Origin of the sequence: Streptomyces sp. NPDC048192, from assembly GCF_043202415.1 — a bacterium.
Classification (GTDB): Bacteria; Actinomycetota; Actinomycetes; order Streptomycetales; family Streptomycetaceae; genus Streptomyces.
Genome location: NZ_JBIDAL010000005.1, coordinates 136,293 through 160,231, shown reverse-complemented (window position 1 = coordinate 160,231; position 23,939 = coordinate 136,293). Strand labels below are relative to the sequence as shown.

Sequence of the window (23,939 nt, the reverse complement as noted above, 5' to 3'; positions counted from 1 at the left end):
CATGGGCGGGATTCTGCGACCTGCCTTCCCACCGTAGCCGCCTGTTCCCGATCACGTCATCACAAAGAGTGACCACCCCCTCGCGCCCCGCCCCCCACCCCCGAGGCCCTACGCTAGAAGGCTGACCCCGCGGCGGAGCCGCACGTCGACACAGCCCCGCGCACAGGAGTGAAATGGCCGTCAACCTGGTCAATGTCGAGAACGTCAGCAAGGTGTACGGCACCCGTGCCCTGCTGGACGGCGTCTCGCTCGGCGTGTCCGAAGGGGACCGCATCGGGGTCGTCGGACGCAACGGCGACGGCAAGACCACACTCATCCGGATGCTGGCCAAACTGGAGGAGGCGGACACCGGACGGGTCACGCACTCCGGCGGGCTGCGGCTCGGCGTGCTCACGCAGCACGACTCCCTCGACCCGGCCGCCACCGTCCGGCACGAGGTGATCGGCGACATGGCCGACCACGAGTGGGCCGGCAACGCGAAGGTCAGGGACGTGCTGACCGGGCTGTTCGGCGGGCTGGACCTGCCCGGGTTCCCCAAGGGCCTGGACACCGTCATCGGTCCGCTCTCCGGCGGCGAGCGGCGCCGTATCGCGCTCGCCAAGCTGCTCATCGAGGAGCAGGACCTGATCGTCCTCGACGAGCCCACCAACCACCTCGACGTCGAGGGCATCGCCTGGCTCGCCGAGCACCTGCGGAACCGGCGCTCGGCGCTGGTGTGCGTCACCCACGACCGCTGGTTCCTCGACCAGGTGTGCACGCGCATGTGGGACGTGCAGCGCGGTGACGTGTACGAGTACGAGGGCGGCTACTCCGACTACGTCTTCGCGCGCGCCGAGCGCGAGCGGATCGCCGCCACCGAGGAGGCCAAGCGGCAGAACCTGATCCGCAAGGAGCTGGCCTGGCTGCGGCGCGGGGCGCCCGCGCGCACCTCCAAGCCGCGCTTCCGCGTCGAGGCCGCCAACGAGCTGATCGCGGACGTGCCGCCGCCCCGCGACAGCAGCGAGCTGATGAAGTTCGCCTCCTCCCGGCTCGGCAAGACCGTCTTCGACCTCGAGGACGTCACCGTGCAGGCCGGACCCAAGGTGCTGCTCAAGCACGTCACCTGGCAGCTCGGCCCCGGCGACCGGATCGGTCTCGTCGGCGTGAACGGCGCCGGGAAGACCTCGCTGCTGCGCGCCATGGCCGCCGCCGCGTACTCCGACGGCGAGGAGCAGCCGGCCGGCGGCCGTATCGCCGTCGGCAGGACGGTCAAGCTCGCCTACCTCTCCCAGGAGGTCGCCGAACTCGACCCCACCTGGCGGGTGCTGGAGGCCGTGCAGCGGGTCCGCGAGCGCGTCGACCTCGGCAAGGGGCGCGAGATGACCGCCGGGCAGCTGTGCGAGACGTTCGGCTTCAACAAGGAGAAGCAGTGGACGCCGGTCGGCGACCTGTCGGGCGGTGAGCGGCGGCGGCTGCAGCTGCTGCGCCTGCTGATGGACGAGCCCAACGTCCTCTTCCTGGACGAGCCCACCAACGACCTCGACATCGAGACCCTCACCCAGCTCGAGGACGTCCTCGACGGCTGGCCCGGCTCGATGATCGTCATCTCCCACGACCGGTTCTTCGTCGAGCGCACCACGGACCGCGTCTTCGCCCTCCTCGGCGACGGCACCCTGCGGATGCTGCCGCGCGGCATCGACGAGTACCTGGAGCGGCGCCGGCGCATGGAGGAGGCGGTCGCGGCGCAGACCGCCGCCGCGGCGCCCAAGCCGGCCGGTACGGAGAAGACCGCCGCCGACCAGCGCGCCGCGAAGAAGGAACTCCAGCGGATCGAGCGCCAGTTGGACAAGATCTCCGAGAAGGAGTCCAGGCTGCACGCCCAGATCGCCGAGAACGCCACCGACTTCGCGAAGGTCGCCGACCTGGACGCCCAGCTGCGCGACCTCGTGGGCGAGCGCGAGGAACTGGAGATGCGGTGGCTGGAGTTGGCGGAGGACGCGTAGCAGCGCACCGGCGGACGGACTCGACGGCACCCGGCGCGCGCGGCTCGAATCAAGCCGCGCGCGCCGCTGTTGCGTGCGCCGCGTGAAGGGGGCGTGAAGGCGCGTAACGGCGGCATCACAGGGCGGTCGTCCCTTGGGAACAGCGGCGGAACCGAGCCCCTGCGCTGTCGGTACCGGGTGATAGAAAGAGCCGTCTGAGAACCGTCTGAGTAACGACCCAGGGTCCGTCGAGAACCTCAGGGCGTGGCTAAGAATCAGTGAACGAGGGGGAAGCGCTGATGACCCAGCCGCCCGGTCAGCCGCCGCAGGGCGGATTCGGAGCGCCGCAGGACCAGCCACCGCAGGGTGGCGGATTCGGGGAGCCCCGGACGCCTCCGGCCCAGGGCGGCTTCGGCCCCCCGCAGACACGGCCCCAGTCCGCCCCCGGGGCACCCGCCGCGCCCCCGCCGCCGGCCGGCCCGCCGCAGCCCGGGTACGGCCACCCTCAGCAGCCGGGCCCGTACGGCGCCCCCGCGTCCTACGGGTATCCGCAGCAGCCGGGACCCTACGGGGCGGCGCCCCAGCCCGGGTACGGCCACCCACAGCAGCCGCCGTACCCCGGCGCGCCCGCCCCCGCGCCCGGCGGGAAGAAGAAGACCGCGCTGATCGTCGGCGCCGCGGTGGTCGCGCTGCTCGTCATCGGCGGCACGGTGGCCGCGGTGGTGAGCGGCGGTGGCGACGGCGGCAAGAAGAAGCCGGTCGCGCAGCAGAGCGACGACTCCGAGCACTCCTCCTCCGCTTCGCCGAGCCCGTCGAGCGGCGGCGGTGACGACCCGGAGGACCTCAACGCGGGCCGCAAGGCCGGCGAGGCCAAGGTGCTCTGGTACAAGTCGGCCCCGGACGCCCCCGGCGGCGGCGCCGACGCGCCCGGCATGTGGGTCACCGGCAAAGCGGTGGTGAAGGCGGCGTACAAGCAGGTCTTCGCCTACGGCGTCGGAGACGGCACGCCCGCCTGGAGCCCACTGTCCTTCCCGCAGAAGATCTGCGCGGTCACCCCGGAGAAGTCGGCGGACGACAAGGTCGTCGTCGCGTACATGAGCGGCGCGGACGACAACGCCAAGTGCAACCAGCTCCAGCAGATCGACCTGGGCACCGGCGAGAAGGGCTGGAGCGCCAAGGTCGCCGACGGCGGACTCTTCGACAGCGCGCTCAACGTCGAACTGACCGTGAGCGGCAGGACCTTGATGGTGGGCCGTTCGGAGTCGGGCACGGCGTACGACATCGACAGCGGCAAGAAGCTGTACGACAAGGAGAAGTACGGTGCCTCCTGCTTCCCCGCCGCCTACGCGGGCGACAGCGGCCGGCTGATCCAGGTGTCCTCCTGCGGCGCCGGCGGCGGCAACGCGCACGACGAGATCCAGGAACTGGACCCGGCCACCGGCAAGGTGCGCTGGTCCCAGCCGGTGAAGAAGGGCTGGCAGGTCACCCGGACCTTCTCCGTGGACCCGCTGGTGGTCTATCTGACCAACCAGGACAAGAAGGCCTGGAACATCTCGACCTTCACCAAGAACGGCACGTTCCGCTCCGAGGTGAAGGTCGACGAGAAGTTCGGCCCGCGCTGCGGCTGGGCGATCCTCGAACGCGATCTGCAGGGCTGCCAGGGCGTGGCCGCGGACGCCGACACGCTGTACCTGCCGACGAACGCCACCGCGAGCGCCAACGAGATCGTCGCCGTCTCCCTGGCCGACGGCAAGGCGAAGTGGCGGGTGAAGTCCCCGGTGGACGAGCCGATGTACCCGGTGAAGGTCGAGGGCGGCAGGCTCGTCGCCTATGTGCAGCCGTCGTACGACGCGGGCGGCCAGGTCGTGTCGATCCCGGCCGGCGGCTCCTCCCACCCTGTCACCAAGCTGCTGCAGAACCCGCAGGGCACCGCCGAGATCGAGGACACCTTCTACGACAGCGTCGTGGACTGGGCCGGCGGGCGGTTCTTCATCTCCTCCGGCCGGCTGTCCGGCAGCGACCAGGCGAAGGAAAAGCTGATCATGGCCTTCGGCAACTGAGCCGCCGTCCGGCGCCCTTCACGTCCGTCCCGAGTCCCCGTCCCCGACAGGCTTTCCGAGCCTCACCGAGGTACCCCGCGTCATGACCCAGCCGCCCCCTCCGCCGCCGAACCAGCCGCCGCAGCAGCCCGGCTTCGGCCCCACGAACCCGAACCAGGCCCCGCAGCAGCCCCCGCAGCCGCCGCCCGGCTACGGCTACCCGCATCCGGCACCGCCCCCGCAGCCGCCCCAGCCCGGTTACGGCTACCCCGGCCCGCAGCAGAACCCGTACGGCCAGCAGCCCGTCGCCGGTTACGGGGTCCCGCAGAACCCGTACGCCCAGCCCGTACCGCCCGGTTACGGCTATCCGGGCCGGCCGCCGCAGGCGCCGATGCCGCCGCAGCCGGGGCAGGGCGGCGGACGGAACACCACCGCGCTCGTCATCGTCGTCGCGGCGGTCGTCGCCATCGCCCTGATCGTCGCCGGCGGCATCTGGTACGCCAACTCCTCCGGGGACGGCGGCAAGAAGCACGACACGGCCTCCTCCAGCGGCGGCACCGGCGGCACCGGCGGCAAGAACGGCAGCGGCGGCACCGGCGGCGGCAAGGAGAAAGTGCCGGCCGACCCGGCGGCGAAGGTGCTGTTCAAGGTGGCGCGGCCCACGGCGGACGACGTGGTGAGCACCGTGGGCTCATGGCTGACCGACAAGGTCTACGCCAAGAGCGGTGTCGCCGAGGTCGTCGGCTACGACCCGGCCAAGGGCACCAGGTTGTGGACGATCAAGCTGCCCGGCCCGGTCTGCGCGGCCAGCAGGCAGGCCACGTCCGACGGCAGGACCGCGATCACCTACCAGCCGAAGTGGGACACGAAGGACCACTTCGCCGGGTGCACGCAGATCGCCGCGATCGATCTGGACGCCGGCAAGAAACTGTGGACGAAGACGGTCAAGTCCGGTGACTACCCGGTCAGTTACCAGAACGTGACGGTCGGCCAGCGCACCGTCGCGGTCGGCGACACCGAGGGCGGGGCCGCCTTCGACATCGACTCCGGCAAGCCGCTGTGGCTGCCGAAGCCGGGCGACGACTGCTACGACGCCGGGTACGGCGGCGGCGCCAAGCTGGTCGCGGTGCGCAACTGCGGAGACGTCGACAACACGCGGCTGCTCATCCAGACCCTGGACCCGAAGACGGGGAAGGTGATCTCCGAGTACCGCCTGGACCAGGGCATCGACGAGGCCTCCGTCGTCTCCACCGACCCGCTGGTGGTGGCCGCCCGCGCGGGCGACAACAGCCAGAACATGGACTACTTCTCCATCGACAACAAGACGGGGAAGCTGCTCGCGCACATCTCGGCGCCGACCGACGCCTACGGCGGCAAGTGCGAGGGAATCACCCGCTTCGAGGACTGCCACGAGATCGTCGTCGGCAACGGCAAGCTCTACCTGCCGACCGCGGAGCACGACTCCTCCTCCGGATACGGCCAGACCAACTCGATCGTCGCCTTCGACCTCACCACCGGGAAGCCGACGGGCCAGCGCGCCGACGCCGGCGACGACTCCACGATCGTGCCGCTGCGCATGGACGGGAGCAATCTGCTCGCCTACAAGCCGCCGACCTACAACGGCGGCGGTCAGGTCGTCAGCATCGACGGCGGCAGCTTCAAGGAGACCAAGCTGCTGGTGACCCCGTCCGAGCGCAAGGTGCGCGAGGCGGAGAGCAACTTCCTGCCCGACAGCCATGAGTACCTCTTCCACGACGGCCGCCTGTACATGGGGCAGATCTTCGCCGCCCACAAGGGCTCGTCGTCGATCGGCGAGGACGACCTGGTGCTGGCGTTCGGCACGGGCGGCTGACCGTCCCGCCGGGCCGCCGTGACGGGTCTCCCCCGAATGGGTGACTTGCCGAGAAGTGCCCCGGATTTCATCGATCCGGGGCACTTCTCATCAGGAGGGGCAGCGCGACGTCGAACAAGCGTGTAGCTTCCGGGGGCATATAGAGGGCGGAGGTGCCGGGGGGCCCTCTGTCCTTGCGGACCGGTGGGCGTCCATAGTGGGGCATCCATGGGGGGGACTGGGGGGTTGCTCTATGGGAGTGCGGCTCATGGTCGTCGACGACCATCGCCTGCTCGCGGAGGCGCTCGCGTCGGCGCTCAAGCTGCGCGGGCACCGGGTGCTCGCCGCGGCGGCGCCGGCCGCGGGCGCGGCGGACCTGGTGATCGCGCGGGCGCCGGAGGTGTGCCTGCTGGGTACGGCGGCGCCGGCCGAACCGGGCGTCTTCGACCCGGTGACGAAGATCAAGCGGGAGCGGCCGCAGGTCGCGGTGCTGGTGCTCGGGCCGGTGCCGTCGCCGCGCGGGATCGCGGCGGCGTTCGCGGCCGGCGCGTCGGGGTACGTGCGGCACGACGAGCGGATCGAGGGCGTGGAGCGGGCGATCATGAAGGCGCGCGCCGGGGAGGCGGCGGTCGCCCCGCAACTGCTGCAGGGGGCGTTCGGGGAGCTGCTCAACCCCGCCGCGCAGCCCGATGACGAGGCCCAGCGGCTGCTGTCGATGCTGACGCCGCGGGAGGTGGAGGTGCTGGTCCGGGTGGCCGACGGCGAGGACACCCGGGTGATCGCCGCCGGCATGGGCATCGCGCCGAGCACCGCCCGCACCCACGTCCAGCGGGTCCTGATGAAGCTGGGCGTGGGGTCGCGGCTGGAGGCGGCGGCGCTGGCCGCGCGGACGGGACTGCTGGATCGGGCGGGGCCGCTGCGTCCCGGTCCCGAATAGAGGCCCGGCGCCGGTGCGGGCCGCGTCACCCCGGCGGCACCACTGCCCGCAGCTGCGGCGAGGGGGCGCGAGCCGCGCGAGCAGCTCCACGCCCCCGGCGAGGAGTGCGGCGCTACTCGCCCCGCTCCTCCTCCGGCAGCCCCTCCGGAGGAATCGGCGGCGGCGTCGGCCGCAGCCTCAGCCAGACCAGGAAGAAGATGCCCAGCAGGAGCATGCCGATCCCGGTCCACAGGTTGATGTTGACGCCCTGGGCCTTGTCGATGGCGGCCTTGGAGTCGGTGATGCCGGTGATGGTGACGATGACGCCGTACAGCACGAACAGGCCGCCGATGATGCGGCGCAGGTCGAAGATGCGGGCCGCCGTCGCCGACTTGCCCTGCAGCTCGGTGACCTCCCGCTGGACGTCCTTCTCGCTGTAGTGGAAGCCCTCGCCCGGGCGGTCGGAGTGCGCGTTGTCGCTCATGGTTTCCTCGATCCTCCCGCGTCAGAACGAGAACGGGATGTAGCAGGCGGCGGCCAGCACGACCGCGCCCCAGCCGAGCAGGGCCGGCCGGCGGTACCAGGCCTCGTCCCCGGGCGCGGGCGGTTCGGACATGCCGGGGGAGCGGGTGCCGTAGACCAGGCCCTGCAGCTCCTCGGCCGGCTTGGGCCGGGTGAACAGGGACACCGCGACCATCACGACGGCGCCGGCGACGAAGCCCGCGATCGCGGAGACGAAGTTGGCGCCCTGGTCGGAGGGGATGTCGATGATCCCCTTCTTGTAGAGGACGAAGTAGTTGACCATCGCGGTCACGGTGCCCGCGAGCAGGCCCCAGAAGCCGGACTTGGCGGACGCCCGCTTCCAGAACATGCCGACGATGAACACGACGAACATCGGCACGTTGAAGAAGGAGAACAGCGTCTGCAGGTAGCTCATGATGTTCGAGAACGAGGACGCCAGGAACGCCGTGCCGATGGAGGCGAGGACGCCGATGACGGTGATCAGGCGGCCGAACCGGACGTAGTACGCGTCCTCGCGGCCCCGCACCACGTACTTCGCCCAGATGTCGTTGGTGAACACGGTGTTGAAGGACGACACGTTGGCCGCCATGCCGGCCATGAAGGCGGCGAGCAGACCGGTGACCGCGATGCCGAGCACGCCGTTGGGCAGCAGCTCCTGCATCAGGTACGGGATGGCGTCGTTGTACTGGTAGCCGGAGCCGGCGGTGCCGAACTTCGGGATGAGCGCGGCGGCGACCAGGCCCGGGATCATCACCAGGAAGACGATGAAGATCTTCGGGTAGGCGGCGATCAGCGGGGTGCGCTGACCGGCGGAGAGGTTCTTGGCGGACAGGGCGCGCTGCACCTCGGCGAAGTTGGTCGTCCAGTAGCCGAAGGAGAGGACGAATCCGAGGCCGAGGACGATGGTCAGCCAGTTGGCGCCGAGCGGGTTGACGTGGCCGATGCCGGTGCCGCCCCAGGCGGTGGTGAAGTTCGCCCCGTGGCTCGCGGTGAGCTTGTGCGTCAGGCCGTCCCAGCCGCCGACCTTCTTCAGGCCGAGCGCGGTGATGGGGATGAGCGCGGCCAGGATCACGAAGAACTGCAGGACCTCGTTGTAGATCGCCGAGGACAGACCGCCGAGGGTGATGTACGCGAGGACGAAGGCGCCGGCGACCACGATGGCCACCCACTGCGGCCAGCCGAGCAGGGCCTCCACGACGATCGCGAGGGCGTAGAGGTTGACGCCCGCGATGAGGATGGCGGCGAACGCGAACAGGATCGAACTGAGCAGGTGCGCGGCTCGGTCGAAGCGCAGCAGCAGGAACTCGGGGACCGAGCGGACCTTGCTGCCGTAGTAGAACGGCATCATCACCAGGCCCAGGAAGACCATGGCCGGGATGGCGCCGATCCAGTACCAGTGCACGGTGTACGCGCCGTACTGGGCGCTGTTCGCCGCCATGCCCAGGATCTCGGTGGCCGCCAGGTTCGCCGAGATGAAGGCGAGGCCGGTGATCCAGGCGGGCAGCGAGCGACCGGACAGGAAGAAGTCGAGGCTGGTCTTCACCGAGCGGCGGGCCGCGAAGCCGATGCCGAGCACGACGACGAAGTAGATCGCCAGGATCGTGTAGTCCAGCCAGTTGGTGGGGAGCCGTAGCTGCGCCGCCAGGTACACGGGGCTGTCTGTGGGGGTTTGCATGGGTACTCGCTTCGTTGCGCGAACTGATCCAGAGCGGAACCTACGCCGCCGCCTTCAGTATTTGAACACTTCTGTTGGTGTTCTTTGTTTGATTGTGATGAACCGCAGTGTTGTCGAGTTGTGATCTGTTATGTTTGATTGTGTTGAGTGATTGGGTGCGGGACGTAGAGGAGTCCGGCGTTGAAGAAGACCTCGACACGGCTGGCCGACGGTCGTGAGCTCATCTACTACGACCTGCGGGACGACACCGTGCGGGACGCCGTCGACCGCCGCCCGCTGGAGCGGACCCATACGACGTCCGAGATCCGCCGTGACGTGCTGCTCGGCGACTCGGTCGCCGTCGCCTCCCACCGCCAGGGCCGCACCTACCACCCGCCGGCCGACGAGTGCCCCCTGTGCCCGACGCGGGACGGCCGGCTCAGCGAGATCCCGGACTCGTCGTACGACGTCGTCGTCTTCGAGAACCGGTTCCCCTCCCTCGCCGGGGACTCCGGCCGCTGCGAGGTCGTCTGCTTCACCTCCGACCACGATGCCTCCTTCGCCGACCTGAGCGCCGAGCAGGCGCGCCTGGTGCTGGACGCCTGGACGGACCGGACGTCGGAGCTGTCGCATCTGCCCTCCGTCGAGCAGGTGTTCTGTTTCGAGAACCGCGGCGCCGAGATCGGTGTGACCCTGGGTCACCCGCACGGACAGATCTACGCCTACCCGTTCACCACCCCGCGCACCGCGCTGATGCTCCGCTCGCTCGCCGCGCACAAGGAGGCGACCGGCGGCGAGAACCTCTTCGACGCCGTCCTGGAACAGGAACGCGCCGGGGAGCGGGTCGTCCTTGAGGGTGAACACTGGGCGGCGTTCGTGCCGTACGCGGCGCACTGGCCGTACGAGGTCCACCTGTACCCGAAGCGCCGCGTGCCCGACCTGCTCGCCCTCGACGAGGCGGCGCGCACAGAATTCCCCCAGGTGTATCTGGAACTCTTGAAGCGCTTCGACCGGATCTTCGGCGAGGGTGAGCCTCCGACGCCGTACATCGCGGCCTGGCACCAGGCCCCTTTCGGCGCGCTGGAGGAGTTCGACGGCGTCACCCGCGACGACTTCGCGCTCCACCTCGAGCTTTTCACCATCCGCCGCACTTCCGGCAAGCTGAAGTTCCTCGCGGGTTCCGAGTCCGGCATGAACGTGTTCATCAACGACGTGCCGCCGGAACGCGCGGCCGAGCGACTGCGAGAGGTAGCGAGTTCATGAAGTACCTGGTGACCGGTGGCGCCGGTTACGTCGGCAGTGTCGTGGCCCAGCACCTGCTGGAGGCCGGCCACGAGGTCACCGTCCTGGACAACCTCTCCACCGGTTTCCGCGAGGGCGTCCCGGCCGGCGCGGCCTTCGTCGAGGGCGACATCCGCGACGCCGCCAAGTGGCTCGACCCCTCCTACGACGGCGTGCTGCACTTCGCCGCCTCCTCGCAGGTCGGCGAGTCGGTGGTGAAGCCGGAGAAGTACTGGGACAACAACGTCGCCGGCTCGCTGGCGCTGCTCGGCGCCATGCGCGAGGCGGGCGTGCGCAGGCTGGTGTTCTCCTCCACGGCGGCCACCTACGGCGAGCCGGAGCAGGTCCCGATCGTGGAGAGCGCCCCGACGCGGCCGACCAACCCCTACGGCGCCACCAAGCTGGCCGTCGACCACATGATCACCAGCGAGGCGGACGCCCACGGCCTGGCCGCGGTCTCCCTGCGCTACTTCAACGTGGCCGGCGCCTACGGCGCCCACGGCGAGCGCCACGACCCCGAGTCGCACCTCATCCCGCTGGTCCTCCAGGTCGCCCAGGGCCGCCGCGAGGCGATCTCCGTCTACGGCGACGACTACCCGACCCCGGACGGCACCTGCGTGCGCGACTACATCCACGTCGCCGACCTGGCCGAGGCCCACCTGCTGGCCCTGAAGTCGGCCCGCCCGGGCGAGCACCTGATCTGCAACCTCGGCAACGGCGAGGGCTTCTCCGTGCGCCAGGTCATCGAGACGGTCCGGCAGGTCACCGGCCACCCGATCCCCGAGGTGGTCGCCCCTCGCCGGGGCGGCGACCCCGCGGTCCTGGTCGCCTCCGCCGAGGCCGCCCGCGAGAAACTCGGCTGGAACCCGTCCCGCGCGGATCTCGCGGGCATCGTCGCGGACGCGTGGGAGTTCGCACAGCACATCGCAAGGGGGCAGTAGTGGGGGCACAGCAGGTCGCGCAGCGCTTCACCGAGCTGTACGGGGCCGCGCCGGACGGCGTCTGGGCGGCACCGGGCCGGGTCAACCTGATCGGTGAGCACACCGACTACAACGACGGCTTCGTGATGCCGTTCGCCCTGCCGCACCGGACCGTCGCCGCGGTCTCCCGCCGCGCCGACGGCGTCCTGCGGCTGCACTCGGCGGACATCGGGGGCGGCGTGAAGGAGCTGCGGCTGGACGCCCTGGCCCCGCAGAGCGACGACGACTGGACGGCGTACCCGGCGGGGGTCGTCTGGGCGCTGCGCGAGGCGGGCCACGCGGTGACCGGCGCGGACGTCCACCTGTCCTCGACGGTCCCGACCGGCGCGGGCCTGTCCTCCTCGGCGGCGCTGGAGGTGGTGATCGCCCTCGCCCTGAACGACCTGTACGAACTGGGGCTGCCGGGCTGGAAGCTGGCGCGCCTGTGCCAGCGCGCCGAGAACGTCTACGTCGGCGCCCCGACCGGCATCATGGACCAGACTGCGTCCGCCTGCTGCGAGGCCGGCCACGCCCTGTTCCTCGACACCCGCGACCTGTCCCAGCGGCAGATCCCGTTCGACCTCGCGGCCGAGGGCCTGCGGCTGCTGGTCGTCGACACCCAGGTCAAGCACGCGCACAGCGGCGGCGAGTACGGCAAGCGCCGCGCCGGCTGCGAGAAGGGCGCGGCCCTGCTCGGCGTCGACGCCCTGCGGGACATCCCCTACGGCGAGCTCGAGGCGGCGCTCCAGCGGCTGGGCGACGAGGAGGAGGTGCGCCGCCTGGTCCGGCACGTGGTGACCGAGGACCAGCGCGTCGAGCGGGTCGTCGAACTGCTCCGGGCCGGCGACACCCGCGCCATCGGCGCCGTCCTCACCGAGGGGCACGCCTCCCTGCGCGACGACTTCCGCATCTCCTGCCCGGAGTTGGACCTGGTCGTCGACACCGCCCTGGCGAACGGCGCGCTCGGCGCCCGCATGACCGGCGGCGGCTTCGGCGGCTCGGCGATCGTGCTGACGGAGGCGGCCGAGGTGGACACCCTCACCAAGGCCGTCGAGGAGGCGTTCGCCGCCGCGGAGTTCACGACCCCGCGCGTGTTCGAGGCGGTGCCGTCGGCGGGTGCCGTCCGGTTGCTGTGACGCCCTCGCCGGTCTGCACCCGGCAGATCACGTCGGGCTCTGTCGACTTTCGTCCCGATACGAAACTCCCGGCTCACCCCACACGCCCGAAGGCGGCCAGTTCTGTAAATCGGCTTCCACCGGGTGCTGCCATCCGTACTCTGAGGAGCAGCGCCGGTGGGGGCCGGTGCTGATCAGGGGGCGAGACAGGCGGGTACGGCGCCCGCGGTGGGGTATCTGTTTCCGCGACGGCGGCGGCCGTGCGGCGCGTGGCCTCTCCGCGTGGGTGCCGTGTCCGTCCGGCGGGTGCCGAGCCTGCGCGGCGTCTCGTTCTCCACAGGACCAGGCCCGGTCCGGGAGGGGTTTCGTGGTTCGTATCCGAGTCCTGGTCGTCGACGACCACCGCATCTTCGCCGAGTCGCTCGCCGCCGCCCTGGCCGCCGAGCCGGACGTCGAGGTCTCCGCCGCCGGCAGCGGCCCCGCCGCGCTGCGCTGCCTGGAGCGGGCGGCCGGGGAGGGCCGCCGCTTCGACGTGCTGCTGGTCGACGCCGACCTCGGCGGCACCGTGCCCGGCGGCCGTCCCGCCGTGCCCGTGCAGGACGGCGACGAGGAGGGCCTGGTCGACGGGATCTCCCTGGTCGCGGGCGTGCGCGCCGCGCAGCCCGGGGTGCGGATCGTCGTGCTCGCCGAGAAGGACGACTCCCGGCGCGCGGCGCTCGCTCTGCAGGCCGGCGCCTCCGGGTGGGTCGCCAAGGACTGCTCGCTGTCCCGGCTGCTGACGGTGATCCGGGGCGTGCTGCGCGACGAGACCCATCTGCCGCCCGCGCTGCTCACCGGCGTCCTCAGGGAGCTGACGGCCGCCCGCCGGCACCGCACCGAGAGCGAGCGGCTGGTGGAGTCGCTCACCCCGCGCGAGCGGGAGGTGCTGCGCTGCATGGTCGCGGGGCTGGGCCGCAAGGCCGTCGCCGAGCGGCTGTTCCTCTCCCCGCACACCGTGCGCACCCACATGCAGAACGTCCTCGGCAAGCTGGGCGTCCACTCCACGCTGGCCGCCGTCGCCCTGGCCCGCCGCGCGGGGGTCGGCCCGGCCGACCTAACCGGGGATGTTGTCGAACGGGGCGGTCAATTGGCGTAGCAGCCCGGCCAGTTCCGCCCGCTGGGCGTGGGACAGCTCGCCGAGGATCGCCCGCTCCTGCTCCAGCAGGCCGGCCAGCGCCTGGTCGGCGCGGTCCCGGCCGGTGTCGGTCAGCCGGACCAGCACACCGCGCCGGTCGCTCGGGTCCGGCAGCCGCTCCACCAGGCCCTTCTTGGCCAGCCGGTCGATGCGGTTGGTCATCGTGCCCGAGGTGACCAGGGTCTGCGTCAGCAGCTGGCCGGGGGAGAGCTGGTACGGCGTGCCGGCGCGCCGCAGCGCGGTGAGCACGTCGAACTCCCACGGCTCCAGCTGATGCTCGGCGAAGGCGAGCCGCCGGGCACGGTCCAGATGCCGGGCGAGCCGGCTCACCCGGCTGAGCACTTCCAGCGGCTCCACGTCGAGGTCCGGACGTTCCCGGCGCCACGCTGCGACCAGCCGATCGACCTCGTCCTCCATGGAGATCAGTGTAGTGGTTGTGTCGACATGAAGTCTCTTGATTTCAAGTCTCTTGACATCAAGAGAAATGGGGGGGAGAGTGGACGCATGACGACACCCAGCTGGGACCCCGGGCAGTATCTGCGGCACGCCGGTCACCGGGCCCGTCCCTTCGCCGACCTGCTCGCCCGCGTCCCCGACCCGCCCACCCCGGCGCCCCGCGTCGCCGACCTCGGCTGCGGCCCGGGCAACGTCACCGCGCGGCTCACCGAACGCTGGCCCGCCGCCCACGTCACCGGCTACGACAACTCGCCCGCCATGCTCGACGCGGCCCACACCGCGCACGAGGGACCCACGGCCGGCGGCGGACGGCTCGACTTCGCCCACGCCGACGTCCGCACCTGGGCGCCCGAGGAGCCGCACGACCTGATCGTCTCCAACGCGACGCTGCAGTGGGTGCCGGGGCACGCCGACCGCTTCGCCGACTGGATCGCCGGCCTCAGACCCGGCGGCACCCTCGCCTTCCAGGTGCCGGACAACATCGACGCCCCGCTGCACGCCCTGATGCGGGAACTCGCCGCCGCCCCCCGCTGGAAGAGCCGCCTCGCCGATGTGCTGCGCCGCACCGACTCCGTGCACACCCCCGGCGCCTACCTGGACCGCCTCGCCCGCCTGGGCTGCGCGACCGACGTGTGGCAGACGACGTACCTCCACGTCCTTCAGGGCGAGGATCCCGTCCTGGACTGGGTGAAGGGCACCGGACTCAGGCCCGCGCTGACCGCCCTCGCCGACGACCCCGAGGCCCGGGAGCGGTTCCTCGCCGAGTACCGGGACATGCTGCGGCAGGCGTACCCGAGCGCGCCGTACGGCACCGTCCTGCCCTTCCGCCGCCTGTTCGCCGTCGCCGTGAAGGAGGCCCGGGCATGATCACCGCGCTCGACCATGTACAACTGGCGGCCCCGCCCGGATCGGAGGACGCGCTGCGGGCGTACTACGCCGGCGTCCTGGGCATGACCGAGATCCCGAAACCGCCGGTCCTGGCGGCACGCGGGGGCTGCTGGTTCCAGGCGGGAGCCGTGCAGCTGCACCTGGGTGCCGAGGAGGACTTCCGGCCCGCGAGGAAGGCCCACCCGGGGCTCAGGGTGACGGGCATCGAGGCGTACGCCGCCCGGCTCGCCGCCCGGGGCGCACCGGTGACCTGGGACGACAACCTCCCCGGCCACCTGCGCTTCTACTCCGAGGATCCGGTGGGCAACCGGCTGGAGTTCCTGGAACCGGCCGGCTAGCCCCCGCTCCGGGTCAGCTCCTGCGGTGCCCGATCAGCCGCGGCTTCTGCTCCAGACCGTCCAGGCCGTGCCACGCCAGGTTCACCAGGTGCGCGGCGACCTCCGCCTTCTTCGGGCGGCGCACGTCCAGCCACCACTGGCCGGTCAGCGCCACCATGCCGACCAGCGCCTGCGCGTACAGCGGGGCCAGCTTCGGGTCGAAGCCGCGGGACTTGAACTCGCGGCCCAGGATGTCCTCCACCTGCGTCGCGATGTCCGAGATCAGCGAGGCGAAGGACCCCGTGGACTGCGGGATGGGGGAGTCGCGGACCAGGATGCGGAAGCCGTCCGTGTACTCCTCGATGTAGTCCAGCAGCGCGAACGCCGCCTGCTCGCACAGCTCGCGCGGGTGCCCGGCCGTCAGGGAGCCGGTCACCATGTCCAGCAGGCGGCGCATCTCGCGGTCCACGACCACCGCGTACAGGCCCTCCTTGCCGCCGAAATGCTCGTACACCACCGGTTTGGACACCCCGGCCCTGGCCGCGATCTCCTCCACGGAGGTGCCTTCGAAACCTTTCGCCGCGAAGAGGGTGCGACCGATCTCCAGCAGCTGCTGGCGGCGCTCGGCACCGGTCATACGGGTCCGGCGGGTCCGCCGCGGCTTTTCGTTGCTTGAGGTGCTGCTGGAGTCGGTCGCCACGGCGTCAATCATGCCGCCTTCGCGGTCTCCTTCCGGCGCCGGAAGCCGTCGTCACCGGTGTTGCGGCGGGAATCGATACGCGAGCGTGACGGCCAGCGCACGTCGTACGCCCAGCCGAGCAGCTCGAAGATCCGGATGAACCGCGCCGAGGAGTCGATCTGGCCGCGCATCACACCGTGTCGCGCCGACGTCGGGTCGGCGTGGTGCAGGTTGTGCCAGGACTCGCCGCAGGAGAGCACCGCCAGCCACCACACGTTGCCCGAGCGGTCCCGCGACTTGAACGGCCGCTTGCCCACCGCGTGGCAGATCGAGTTGATCGACCACGTCACGTGGTGCAGCAGCGCCACCCGCACGAGTGAACCCCAGAAGAACGCGGTGAACGCACCCCACCAGGACATCGTCGCCAGACCGCCGATCAGCGGCGGCAGCCCCAGGGACACGGCCGTCCACAGCACGAACTGGCGGGAGATCGCCCGCATCGCCGGGTCCTTGATCAGATCCGGCGCGTACTTGTCCTGCGGCGTCTGCTCCTCGTCGAACATCCAGCCGATGTGGGCCCACCACAGGCCCTTGATCAGCGCCGGGACCGTCTCCCCGAACCGCCACGGCGAGTGCGGGTCGCCCTCGGCGTCGGAGAACTTGTGGTGCTTGCGGTGATCGGCCACCCAGCGCACCAGGGGCCCCTCCACGGCCAGCGACCCCATGATCGCCAGCGCGATCCGCAGCGGCCGCTTCGCCTTGAACGAACCGTGGGTGAAGTACCGGTGGAAACCGATCGTGATGCCGTGGCACCCCAGGAAGTAGAAGAACACCAGCAGGCCCAGATCGAGCCAGCTCACCCCCCAGCCCCAGGCCAGCGGCACGGCCGCCACCAGTGCCAGGAACGGCACGGTGATGAACAAAAGCAGCGTGATCTGCTCGATCGAACGCTTCTGCTCGCCACCCAGCGTGGCGGAGGGGGGAGAGGTGTCGGTGGCCTTACGGGCTTCTTCGATCACGTCGGAACTTGAGGTCATGCGCGTCCCCTGTGGGGTCGAGGGTCGAGGCAGGCGCCGGGCCGGCGGAACCGCACGGAAGTGGACGGTGCTTCCCTACGGTTCCGTAACCTACGGCGTCGTAAGTATGGCAGCGTGTCGTGCGGCGGCAAGAGCCCCGGAGCCTGCGCGTCCTCATCGACACCTATCCTTGAACTCGGTCGGACAGCGCGGTCCGCTGAAGTTTCCTTCCCGGACGCTCCGGCCCGTATGCGGCACCCGCCGCCGCGGCAGCCGGCCGGGTTCCCTCCAGACGAGCTTCCACACTGCAAGGAGCCGCACCTGTGAGCAGTGCCGACGACCAGACCACCACGACCAGCAGCGAGCTGCGCGCCGACATCCGCCGGCTGGGTGATCTCCTCGGCGAGACCCTCGTACGGCAGGAAGGACCCGAGCTCCTCGACCTGGTCGAGAAGGTCCGCCGCCTCACCCGCGAGGACGGCGAGGCCGCCGCCGAGCTGCTGCGCGGCACCGAACTGGAGACCGCGGCCAAGCTGGTCCGCGCCTTCTCGGTCTACTTCCACCTCGCCAACGTCACCGAGCAGGTGCACCGCGGCCGCGAACTGCGTGCCCGACGCGCCGCCGAGGGCGGCCTCCTCGCCCGTACGGCGGACCGGCTCAAGGACGCCGACCCCGAGCACCTGAAGCAGACCGTCCAGAACCTGAACGTCCGCCCGGTGTTCACGGCGCATCCCACCGAGGCCGCGCGCCGCTCGGTCCTCAACAAGCTCCGGCGCATCGCCGCACTCCTGGAGACCCCCGTCCAGGGCTCCGACCGCCGCCGCCACGACGTCCGCCTCGCCGAGAACATCGACCTCGTCTGGCAGACCGACGAGCTGCGCGTCGTACGCCCCGAACCCGCCGACGAGGCCCGCAACGCCATCTACTACCTCGACGAGCTCCACGCGAACGCCGTCGGCGACGTCCTGGAGGACCTCACCGCCGAACTGGAACGCGTCGGCGTCAAGCTCCCCGACGGCACCCGCCCCCTCACCTTCGGCACCTGGATCGGCGGCGACCGCGACGGCAACCCCAACGTCACCCCCGAGGTCACCTGGGACGTCCTGATCCTCCAGCACGAACACGGCATCAACGACGCCCTGGAGACCATCGACGAACTGCGCGGCCTGCTCTCCAACTCCATCCGCTACACCGGCGCCACCGAGGAACTCCTCGAGTCCCTCAAGACCGACCTGGAGCGGCTGCCCGAGATCAGCCCCCGCTACAAGCGCCTCAACGCCGAGGAGCCCTACCGGCTCAAGGCCACCTGCATCCGGCAGAAGCTGGAGAACACCAAGCAGCGCCTCGCCAAGGGCACCCCGCACGAGCCGGGCCGCGACTACCTCGGCACCAGTGAGATGCTCGCCGACCTGCGGATCATCCAGAGCTCCCTGCGTGAGCACCGCGGCGGCCTCCTCGCCGACGGCCGCCTCGCCCGCACCATCCGCACCCTCGCCGCCTTCGGCCTCCAGCTCGCCACCATGGACGTCCGCGAACACGCCGACGCCCACCACCACGCCCTCGGCCAGCTCTTCGACCGCCTCGGCGAGGAGTCCTGGCGCTACGCCGACATGCCCCGCGAGTACCGCGCCAAGCTCCTCGCCAAGGAACTGCGCTCCAGAAGGCCGCTCGCCCCCACCCCGGCCCCCGTCGACGCCGCCGGGCAGAAGACCCTCGGCGTCTTCCAGACGATCAAGCGCGCCCTGGAGGTCTTCGGACCCGAGGTCATCGAGTCCTACATCATCTCCATGTGCCAGGGCGCCGACGACGTCTTCGCCGCCGCCGTCCTCGCCCGCGAGGCCGGCCTCATCGACCTGCACGCCGGCTGGGCGAAGATCGGCATCGTGCCGCTGCTGGAGACCACCGACGAGCTGCGCGCCGCCGACACCATCCTCGAGGACATGCTCTCCGACCCGTCCTACCGGCGCCTGGTCGCGCTGCGCGGCGACGTCCAGGAGGTCATGCTCGGCTACTCCGACTCCTCCAAGTTCGGCGGCATCACCACCAGCCAGTGGGAGATCCACCGCGCCCAGCGCCGCCTGCGCGACGTCGCCCACCGCTACGGCGTCCGGCTGCGCCTCTTCCACGGCCGCGGCGGCACCGTCGGCCGCGGCGGCGGCCCCTCCCACGACGCCATCCTCGCCCAGCCCTGGGGCACCCTCGAAGGCGAGATCAAGGTCACCGAGCAGGGCGAGGTCATCTCCGACAAGTACCTCATCCCCTCCCTCGCCCGGGAGAACCTGGAACTGACCGTAGCGGCCACCCTCCAGGCCTCCGCCCTGCACACCGCCCCCCGCCAGTCCACCGAGGCCCTCGCCCGCTGGGACGCGGCCATGGACGTCGTCTCCGACGCCGCCCACGCCGCCTACCGCCGCCTGGTCGAGGACCCCGACCTGCCGACGTACTTCCTCGCCTCCACCCCCGTCGACCAGCTCGCCGAACTGCACCTGGGCTCGCGGCCCTCCCGCCGCCCCGGCTCGGGCGTCTCGCTCGACGGACTGCGCGCCATCCCGTGGGTGTTCGGCTGGACCCAGTCCCGGCAGATCGTCCCCGGCTGGTTCGGCGTCGGCTCCGGCCTCAAGGCCCTGCGCGAGGCCGGCCTCGACACCGTCCTCGCCGAGATGCACCAGCAGTGGCACTTCTTCCGCAACTTCATCTCCAACGTCGAGATGACCCTCGCGAAGACCGACCTGCGCATCGCCCAGCACTACGTCGACACCCTCGTCCCCGACGAGCTCAAGCACGTCTTCGACACCATCAAGGCCGAACACGACCTGACCGTCGCCGAGGTCCTGCGCGTCACCGGCGAGAAGGAACTCCTGGACCACCAGCCGGTCCTCAAGCAGACCTTCGCCATCCGCGACGCCTACCTCGACCCGATCAGCTACCTCCAGGTCGCCCTCCTCAAGCGGCAGCGCGACGCCGCCGCGGCCGGCGAACAGCCCGACCCGCTGCTCTCCCGCGCCCTGCTGCTCACCGTCAACGGCGTCGCCGCCGGCCTGCGCAACACCGGCTGACCGAAGAGAACGCCGCACGACGGCCACGGCACACGACGGTGCCCCCGAGCCACGCTGCTCGGGGGCACCGCCCGTTCACCAGGGCCGGCGATCAGCCGCGGGCCGCCTTCCGGCGCCGCAGCACCAGGAAACCGCCGCCCGCGACCAGCGCCGCCGCCACACCCGACAGCACACCCACCGGGACGCCGTTGCCGGTCTCGGCCAGGTCGCCCCCGCCCGCACCGCCCTGCGCCGAGGCGGACGCCGACGGGACGGCACCACCGGCGGAAGCGGACGCCGATGCCGACGCGGCGGCCGACGAGGACGACCCGGCCGACGCCGACGCCGAGCCCGACGCGGACGCAGGGGCGGACGGGGACGCGGACGCCGACGGACCCGTGCCGCCCTCGGAGGACGAGCAGTCCGTCCAGAACACCTTGTGCTTCGCCGCCTTGCTCTTCTCACCGGCGAAGTTCCAGAACAGCTTGTAGTGCCCGTCCGGCAGCGACAGATCCTCCGTACGGCCATGACCCGCGCCGTCCAGAGCGATCGAACCGGACTTCACCGTCTCGCCCTTCACGCCGGCCGTCGGCGCCCAGGAATCGATGTGCCAGGACACCTGCTGGCCACCGTCGAAACCGAAGGCGTCCAGGTAGAACGTGCACACGTGCGGCTCGTTCCGGCGCAGCTCCTCGCCGGTCGAGGCATCGTGGATCTTGACCGTGCCGTTGTCGCCGGGCGCGGCCGCATGAGCGGAGGGCGCCGTGAACACGGCGGCGGCAGCGACGGCGCACACGGCGCCGACGCGGGTGGGGGTACGCATGAGGCGGTCCACTCTTCATGTTGCTGATGGGGAAGAAGAGGGGGTGGCGGCTCAGCTTCCATCCCGCGCTGACCCAGCGTCAATCACGAACAGACAACACCTGCACACCGCCACCGGCGCGCCGCCTCACGAACCGGCGGACACCGCCACGAACGCGCCCGTCAGCAACGCCACCCCACACCCCGCCAGCACCCACGCCACCCGCGTCAGCCGCATCCCGCCGGCCACCACCACCGACGCCAGCAGCAGCGCACCGCCCAACGGCACCCACGCGTACAGAACCCCCGCCGGACCCGAACGCACCGCCACCGCCGTACCCGGCTTCAGCACCACGTCGTACGTCCGCCCCTTGCGCACCGCCACCGACTTCGCCAGCTCCACCCGCGCGCGTGCCCGCGCGCCCGCCGACACCGGCCGGAACGCACCCGTGCACGTGTCCCCCGCACACGAGGTCACCCGCACCGTGCCCTGCTCCCGGCCCTTCGTCAGCATCACGTGCTGCGCGGTCCCCCAGGAACCCCACACCCCGGCGAACACGATCAGCGCGGCGACCGCGCCCATCGCCGCGACCCGCCCGAACCGCAGCGCGGTCACGGACGCCCGGCGAGCAGAGGTGGCTGAGGCAGGCATGGCCGGGATCATTGGCCATGGGGCCACGACCGGTCAACTCGCCTGCCCGCCCTACCCGCACATGTCAGGAGTTGTACGCGCTCTGCGCCCGCTCCAGACCCTCCGTCACCAGACACTCCACCGAGTCCGCCGCCCGGTCCACGAAGTAGTCCAGCTCCTTGCGCTCCGCCGAGGAGAAGTCCTTCAGCACGAAGTCCGCCACCTGCATACGACCCGGAGGCCGCCCGATCCCGAACCGCACCCGGTGGTAGTCCGGACCCATCGCCTTCGTCATCGACTTCAGACCGTTGTGCCCGTTGTCACCGCCGCCCAGCTTCAGCCGCAGCGTCCCGTAGTCGATGTCCAGCTCGTCGTGCACCGCCACGATGTGCGCCACCGGCACCTTGTAGAAGTCCCGCAGCGCGTTCACCGGACCACCGGACAGGTTCATGTACGACATCGGCTTCGCCAGGATCACCCGCCGGCTCCCCGGCCCCGCCGGACCGATCCGCCCCTCCAGCACCTGCGCCTGCGCCTTGCCCGCCCGCTTGAACTTCCCCCCGATCCGCTCCGCGAGCAGGTCCGCCACCATGAAGCCGACGTTGTGCCGGTTCATGGCGTACTCCGGCCCGGGATTGCCGAGCCCGACGATCAGCCAGGGATCAGTGCCCGCTGGGGTGGTCACGTCCATCTCTCCTTGATACGCGCCAGCCGCCGCTGCCCGCGAGAGGCAGCGGCGGCTGAACCGATGACGACGACGGTCGAGGATCAGGCCTCGGCCGCCTCCTCGCCCTCCTCGGCGGCCTCGCCCTCGGTCTCCTCGGCCTGGGCCTGCAGCACCTGCAGCACGACCGCGTCCTCGTCCACGGCCAGGGAGACGCCCTGCGGCAGGGTGATGTCCTTGGCGTGGATGGAGGCGCCGGCCTCCAGGCCCTCGATGGAGACCGTCACGGCCTCGGGGATGTGGGTCGCCTCGGCGTCGACCGGCAGCGCGTCCAGGACGTGCTCCAGCAGGTTGCCGCCCGGGGCCAGCTCGCCCTCGGTGTGCACCGGAACCTCGACCGTGACCTTCTCGCCACGCTTGACCAGCAGCAGGTCCACGTGCTCCAGGAAGCCCTTCAGCGGGTCGCGCTGCACGGACTTCGGGATCGCCAGCTCGCTGGTCTTGCCGTCGATGTCCAGGGAGATCAGGACGTTCGGCGTACGCAGCGCCAGCAGCAGGTCGTGACCCGGCAGGGTCAGGTGCACCGGGTCGGTGCCGTGGCCGTAGAGAACAACCGGAACCTTGTTGTCACGGCGGATGCGACGGGCCGCACCCTTGCCGAACTCGGTACGGGTCTCGGCGGCGAGCTTCACCTCGGACATGATGATCACTCCTCGTAGGAACTAGGAACGGACGTGGTCACCCGGCCACGAACGGCCTGCTACGAAGAGCGCGTCGATAACGGACCGCCGTACACGAGTACGGCCTCCCTCGCCGAGCAACTGCAGCAGTTTACCCGGCGAAGGAGGCCGTACCCAAAACGATCTTCAGCCGCGGTCAGCGCAACCGCGCACGAAGCCGGTGCAGAAACCTCACTGCTCGTCGAACAGGCTCGTCACCGAACCATCCTCGAACACCTCACGCACCGCACTCGCGATCGTCGGAGCGATCGACAGCACCGTGATCTTGTCCAGATCCCGGCCCAGCTCCGCCGGCGTCGGCAGCGTGTTCGTGAACACGAACTCACTCACCCGCGAGTTCTTCAGCCGGTCCGCCGCCGGACCCGACAGCACACCGTGCGTCGCCGTCACGATCACGTCCTCCGCACCATGCGCGAACAGCGCGTCCGCCGCCGCACAGATCGTGCCACCGGTGTCGATCATGTCGTCGACCAGGACACACACCCGGCCCTTGACCTCACCCACGACCTCGTGGACCGTCACCTGGTTCGCCACGTCCTTGTCACGCCGCTTGTGCACGATCGCCAGCGGCGCACCCAGCCGGTCGCACCACCGGTCCGCCACCCGCACCCGGCCCGCGTCCGGCGACACCACCGTCAGCTTGTCCCGGTCCACCTTCCCGCCCACGTAGTCCGCCAGCAGCGGCAGCGCGAACAGATGGTCCACCGGCCCGTCGAAGAACCCCTGGATCTGATCCGTGTGCAGATCCACCGTCAGGATCCGGTCCGCACCCGCCGTCTTCATCAGATCCGCGATCAGACGCGCCGAAATCGGTTCACGCCCCCGGTGCTTCTTGTCCTGCCGCGCGTAACCGTAGAACGGCACGATCACCGTGATCGAACGCGCCGAAGCTCGCTTCAGCGCATCGATCATGATCAACTGCTCCATGATCCACTTGTTGATCGGAGCCGTGTGGCTCTGGATCAGGAAACAGTCCGCACCACGCGCCGACTCCTGATAGCGGACATAGATCTCACCGTTCGCGAAGTCGAAGGCCTTCGTCGGGACGACCCCGACACCCAGCTGCTGGGCGACCTCCTCGGCAAGCTCGGGGTGGGCGCGGCCGGAGAAGAACATCAACTTCTTCACGCCGGTCGTCTTGATCCCGGTCACAGCACAGTCTCCTCAGAGGTTGTCTCAGCCAGCCGACTGCTCACACAGCCTCGCCACAGCACAAGAGAGGCCGAATCAGCTGGTAGGGGGTGCGGGTGCACGCGTGCG

21 protein-coding genes are annotated in these 23,939 nt (G+C 70.8%); 11 read left to right on the top strand and 10 right to left on the bottom strand.

Annotation, left to right across the window (positions count from 1 at the left end; translation table 11 throughout):
- Nucleotides 1–173 precede the first annotated feature (173 nt).
- The 4 genes from ACGFZN_RS11505 (at nucleotide 174) to ACGFZN_RS11490 (ending at nucleotide 6,768) form a co-directional block, all read left to right on the top strand.
- Nucleotides 174–1,982 carry an ABC-F family ATP-binding cassette domain-containing protein gene (locus tag ACGFZN_RS11505; RefSeq protein WP_393858240.1) on the top strand — a complete coding sequence of 603 codons (1,809 nt, stop codon included), beginning with the start codon at nucleotides 174–176 and terminating at the stop codon, nucleotides 1,980–1,982.
- A 278-nt stretch (nucleotides 1,983–2,260) separates the two neighbouring features.
- Nucleotides 2,261–4,021 carry a PQQ-binding-like beta-propeller repeat protein gene (locus ACGFZN_RS11500; protein WP_393858239.1) on the top strand — a complete coding sequence of 587 codons (1,761 nt, stop codon included), beginning with the start codon at nucleotides 2,261–2,263 and terminating at the stop codon, nucleotides 4,019–4,021.
- 82 nt (nucleotides 4,022–4,103) lie between these two features.
- Nucleotides 4,104–5,852 carry a PQQ-binding-like beta-propeller repeat protein gene (locus ACGFZN_RS11495; protein ID WP_393858238.1) on the top strand — a complete coding sequence of 583 codons (1,749 nt, stop codon included), beginning with the start codon at nucleotides 4,104–4,106 and terminating at the stop codon, nucleotides 5,850–5,852.
- A gap of 232 nt (nucleotides 5,853–6,084) precedes the next feature.
- Nucleotides 6,085–6,768, top strand: coding sequence for a LuxR C-terminal-related transcriptional regulator (locus ACGFZN_RS11490; RefSeq protein ID WP_393858237.1), 684 nt, complete (start codon nucleotides 6,085–6,087; stop codon nucleotides 6,766–6,768).
- Nucleotides 6,769–6,880: 112 nt separating this feature from the next.
- On the opposite strand, the gene ACGFZN_RS11485 is transcribed toward ACGFZN_RS11490, so the two are convergent.
- The gene (locus tag ACGFZN_RS11485; RefSeq protein WP_393858236.1) at nucleotides 6,881–7,231 is read right to left on the bottom strand and encodes a hypothetical protein; all 351 of its coding nucleotides are present in this window, start codon (nucleotides 7,229–7,231) and stop codon (nucleotides 6,881–6,883) included.
- Between the two features lie 21 nt (nucleotides 7,232–7,252).
- Nucleotides 7,253–8,944: a sodium:solute symporter family protein gene (locus ACGFZN_RS11480; protein WP_393858235.1), complete on the bottom strand. Its 1,692-nt coding sequence runs from the start codon at nucleotides 8,942–8,944 to the stop codon at nucleotides 7,253–7,255.
- 180 nt (nucleotides 8,945–9,124) lie between these two features.
- Here ACGFZN_RS11480 and galT point away from each other — a divergent pair, with 180 nt between their 5' ends.
- From galT to ACGFZN_RS11460, 4 genes are all read left to right on the top strand, one after another.
- Entirely contained in the window at nucleotides 9,125–10,186 is a 1,062-nt protein-coding gene (galT, locus tag ACGFZN_RS11475) for a galactose-1-phosphate uridylyltransferase (RefSeq protein ID WP_393858234.1), read from the top strand.
- A complete protein-coding gene (gene galE / locus ACGFZN_RS11470) occupies nucleotides 10,183–11,145 on the top strand; it encodes a UDP-glucose 4-epimerase GalE (protein WP_393858233.1) in 963 nt (320 codons plus the stop codon). Before galT ends, galE begins: the two co-directional genes overlap by 4 nt.
- Nucleotides 11,145–12,299 (top strand): galactokinase, encoded by a 1,155-nt coding sequence (gene galK, locus ACGFZN_RS11465; protein WP_393858232.1) that lies wholly within the window; start codon nucleotides 11,145–11,147, stop codon nucleotides 12,297–12,299. Before galE ends, galK begins: the two co-directional genes overlap by 1 nt.
- 346 nt (nucleotides 12,300–12,645) lie before the next feature.
- Nucleotides 12,646–13,413: a response regulator transcription factor gene (locus tag ACGFZN_RS11460; protein WP_330339504.1), complete on the top strand. Its 768-nt coding sequence runs from the start codon at nucleotides 12,646–12,648 to the stop codon at nucleotides 13,411–13,413.
- On the opposite strand, the gene tamR is transcribed toward ACGFZN_RS11460, so the two are convergent.
- Nucleotides 13,372–13,869 (bottom strand): MarR family transcriptional regulator TamR, encoded by a 498-nt coding sequence (gene tamR / locus ACGFZN_RS11455; RefSeq protein WP_393858231.1) that lies wholly within the window; start codon nucleotides 13,867–13,869, stop codon nucleotides 13,372–13,374. The genes ACGFZN_RS11460 and tamR overlap by 42 nt on opposite strands.
- An 87-nt stretch (nucleotides 13,870–13,956) precedes the next feature.
- Here tamR and ACGFZN_RS11450 point away from each other — a divergent pair, with 87 nt between their 5' ends.
- Both ACGFZN_RS11450 and ACGFZN_RS11445 read left to right on the top strand, forming a co-directional pair.
- Nucleotides 13,957–14,775 (top strand): trans-aconitate 2-methyltransferase, encoded by an 819-nt coding sequence (locus ACGFZN_RS11450; RefSeq protein WP_393858230.1) that lies wholly within the window; start codon nucleotides 13,957–13,959, stop codon nucleotides 14,773–14,775.
- Nucleotides 14,772–15,134 (top strand): VOC family protein, encoded by a 363-nt coding sequence (locus tag ACGFZN_RS11445; RefSeq protein ID WP_393858229.1) that lies wholly within the window; start codon nucleotides 14,772–14,774, stop codon nucleotides 15,132–15,134. The genes ACGFZN_RS11450 and ACGFZN_RS11445 overlap by 4 nt, the downstream gene beginning before the upstream one ends.
- A gap of 13 nt (nucleotides 15,135–15,147) precedes the next feature.
- On the opposite strand, the gene ACGFZN_RS11440 is transcribed toward ACGFZN_RS11445, so the two are convergent.
- Both ACGFZN_RS11440 and ACGFZN_RS11435 read right to left on the bottom strand, forming a co-directional pair.
- On the bottom strand, nucleotides 15,148–15,825 hold the full coding sequence (locus ACGFZN_RS11440) for a TetR family transcriptional regulator (RefSeq protein WP_393858228.1): 678 nt from the start codon (nucleotides 15,823–15,825) through the stop codon (nucleotides 15,148–15,150).
- Entirely contained in the window at nucleotides 15,822–16,829 is a 1,008-nt protein-coding gene (locus tag ACGFZN_RS11435) for an acyl-CoA desaturase (protein ID WP_393858227.1), read from the bottom strand. Before ACGFZN_RS11435 ends, ACGFZN_RS11440 begins: the two co-directional genes overlap by 4 nt.
- 302 nt (nucleotides 16,830–17,131) lie before the next feature.
- On the opposite strand from ACGFZN_RS11435, the gene ppc reads away from it, so the two are divergent.
- Nucleotides 17,132–19,864 carry a phosphoenolpyruvate carboxylase gene (gene ppc / locus ACGFZN_RS11430; protein ID WP_393858226.1) on the top strand — a complete coding sequence of 911 codons (2,733 nt, stop codon included), beginning with the start codon at nucleotides 17,132–17,134 and terminating at the stop codon, nucleotides 19,862–19,864.
- A 91-nt stretch (nucleotides 19,865–19,955) separates the two neighbouring features.
- Here the strand turns inward: ppc and ACGFZN_RS11425 are convergent, their stop codons facing one another.
- The 5 genes from ACGFZN_RS11425 to ACGFZN_RS11405 all read right to left on the bottom strand — a co-directional run bounded on the left by ACGFZN_RS11425 (nucleotide 19,956) and on the right by ACGFZN_RS11405 (nucleotide 23,831).
- The gene (locus ACGFZN_RS11425) at nucleotides 19,956–20,666 is read right to left on the bottom strand and encodes an LPXTG cell wall anchor domain-containing protein (RefSeq protein ID WP_393858225.1); all 711 of its coding nucleotides are present in this window, start codon (nucleotides 20,664–20,666) and stop codon (nucleotides 19,956–19,958) included.
- A 126-nt stretch (nucleotides 20,667–20,792) separates the two neighbouring features.
- Complete coding sequence (locus ACGFZN_RS11420) at nucleotides 20,793–21,308, bottom strand: hypothetical protein (RefSeq protein WP_393858568.1); 516 nt, start codon at nucleotides 21,306–21,308, stop codon at nucleotides 20,793–20,795.
- Between the two features lie 52 nt (nucleotides 21,309–21,360).
- Nucleotides 21,361–21,966, bottom strand: a complete 606-nt coding sequence (gene pth, locus ACGFZN_RS11415) for an aminoacyl-tRNA hydrolase (protein ID WP_393858224.1) — start codon at nucleotides 21,964–21,966, stop codon at nucleotides 21,361–21,363.
- 77 nt (nucleotides 21,967–22,043) lie between these two features.
- A complete protein-coding gene (locus ACGFZN_RS11410) occupies nucleotides 22,044–22,640 on the bottom strand; it encodes a 50S ribosomal protein L25/general stress protein Ctc (RefSeq protein ID WP_393858223.1) in 597 nt (198 codons plus the stop codon).
- A 210-nt stretch (nucleotides 22,641–22,850) separates the two neighbouring features.
- A complete protein-coding gene (locus ACGFZN_RS11405) occupies nucleotides 22,851–23,831 on the bottom strand; it encodes a ribose-phosphate diphosphokinase (protein WP_393858222.1) in 981 nt (326 codons plus the stop codon).
- Nucleotides 23,832–23,939: the final 108 nt, after the last annotated feature.

Coding starts and splice junctions, on each gene's coding strand:
- ACGFZN_RS11435 (WP_393858227.1), bottom strand. CDS start 16,829: ATGACCTCAAGTTCCGACGTGATCGAAGAAGCCCGTAAGGCCACCGAC.
- ACGFZN_RS11450 (WP_393858230.1), top strand. CDS start 13,957: ATGACGACACCCAGCTGGGACCCCGGGCAGTATCTGCGGCACGCCGGT.
- ACGFZN_RS11505 (WP_393858240.1), top strand. CDS start 174: ATGGCCGTCAACCTGGTCAATGTCGAGAACGTCAGCAAGGTGTACGGC.
- ACGFZN_RS11425 (WP_393858225.1), bottom strand. CDS start 20,666: ATGCGTACCCCCACCCGCGTCGGCGCCGTGTGCGCCGTCGCTGCCGCC.
- ACGFZN_RS11480 (WP_393858235.1), bottom strand. CDS start 8,944: ATGCAAACCCCCACAGACAGCCCCGTGTACCTGGCGGCGCAGCTACGG.
- ACGFZN_RS11500 (WP_393858239.1), top strand. CDS start 2,261: ATGACCCAGCCGCCCGGTCAGCCGCCGCAGGGCGGATTCGGAGCGCCG.
- ACGFZN_RS11485 (WP_393858236.1), bottom strand. CDS start 7,231: ATGAGCGACAACGCGCACTCCGACCGCCCGGGCGAGGGCTTCCACTAC.
- ACGFZN_RS11445 (WP_393858229.1), top strand. CDS start 14,772: ATGATCACCGCGCTCGACCATGTACAACTGGCGGCCCCGCCCGGATCG.
- ACGFZN_RS11495 (WP_393858238.1), top strand. CDS start 4,104: ATGACCCAGCCGCCCCCTCCGCCGCCGAACCAGCCGCCGCAGCAGCCC.
- pth (WP_393858224.1), bottom strand. CDS start 21,966: ATGGACGTGACCACCCCAGCGGGCACTGATCCCTGGCTGATCGTCGGG.
- ACGFZN_RS11440 (WP_393858228.1), bottom strand. CDS start 15,825: ATGATTGACGCCGTGGCGACCGACTCCAGCAGCACCTCAAGCAACGAA.
- ACGFZN_RS11490 (WP_393858237.1), top strand. CDS start 6,085: ATGGGAGTGCGGCTCATGGTCGTCGACGACCATCGCCTGCTCGCGGAG.
- tamR (WP_393858231.1), bottom strand. CDS start 13,869: ATGGAGGACGAGGTCGATCGGCTGGTCGCAGCGTGGCGCCGGGAACGT.
- ACGFZN_RS11420 (WP_393858568.1), bottom strand. CDS start 21,308: ATGATCCCGGCCATGCCTGCCTCAGCCACCTCTGCTCGCCGGGCGTCC.
- ACGFZN_RS11410 (WP_393858223.1), bottom strand. CDS start 22,640: ATGTCCGAGGTGAAGCTCGCCGCCGAGACCCGTACCGAGTTCGGCAAG.
- galE (WP_393858233.1), top strand. CDS start 10,183: ATGAAGTACCTGGTGACCGGTGGCGCCGGTTACGTCGGCAGTGTCGTG.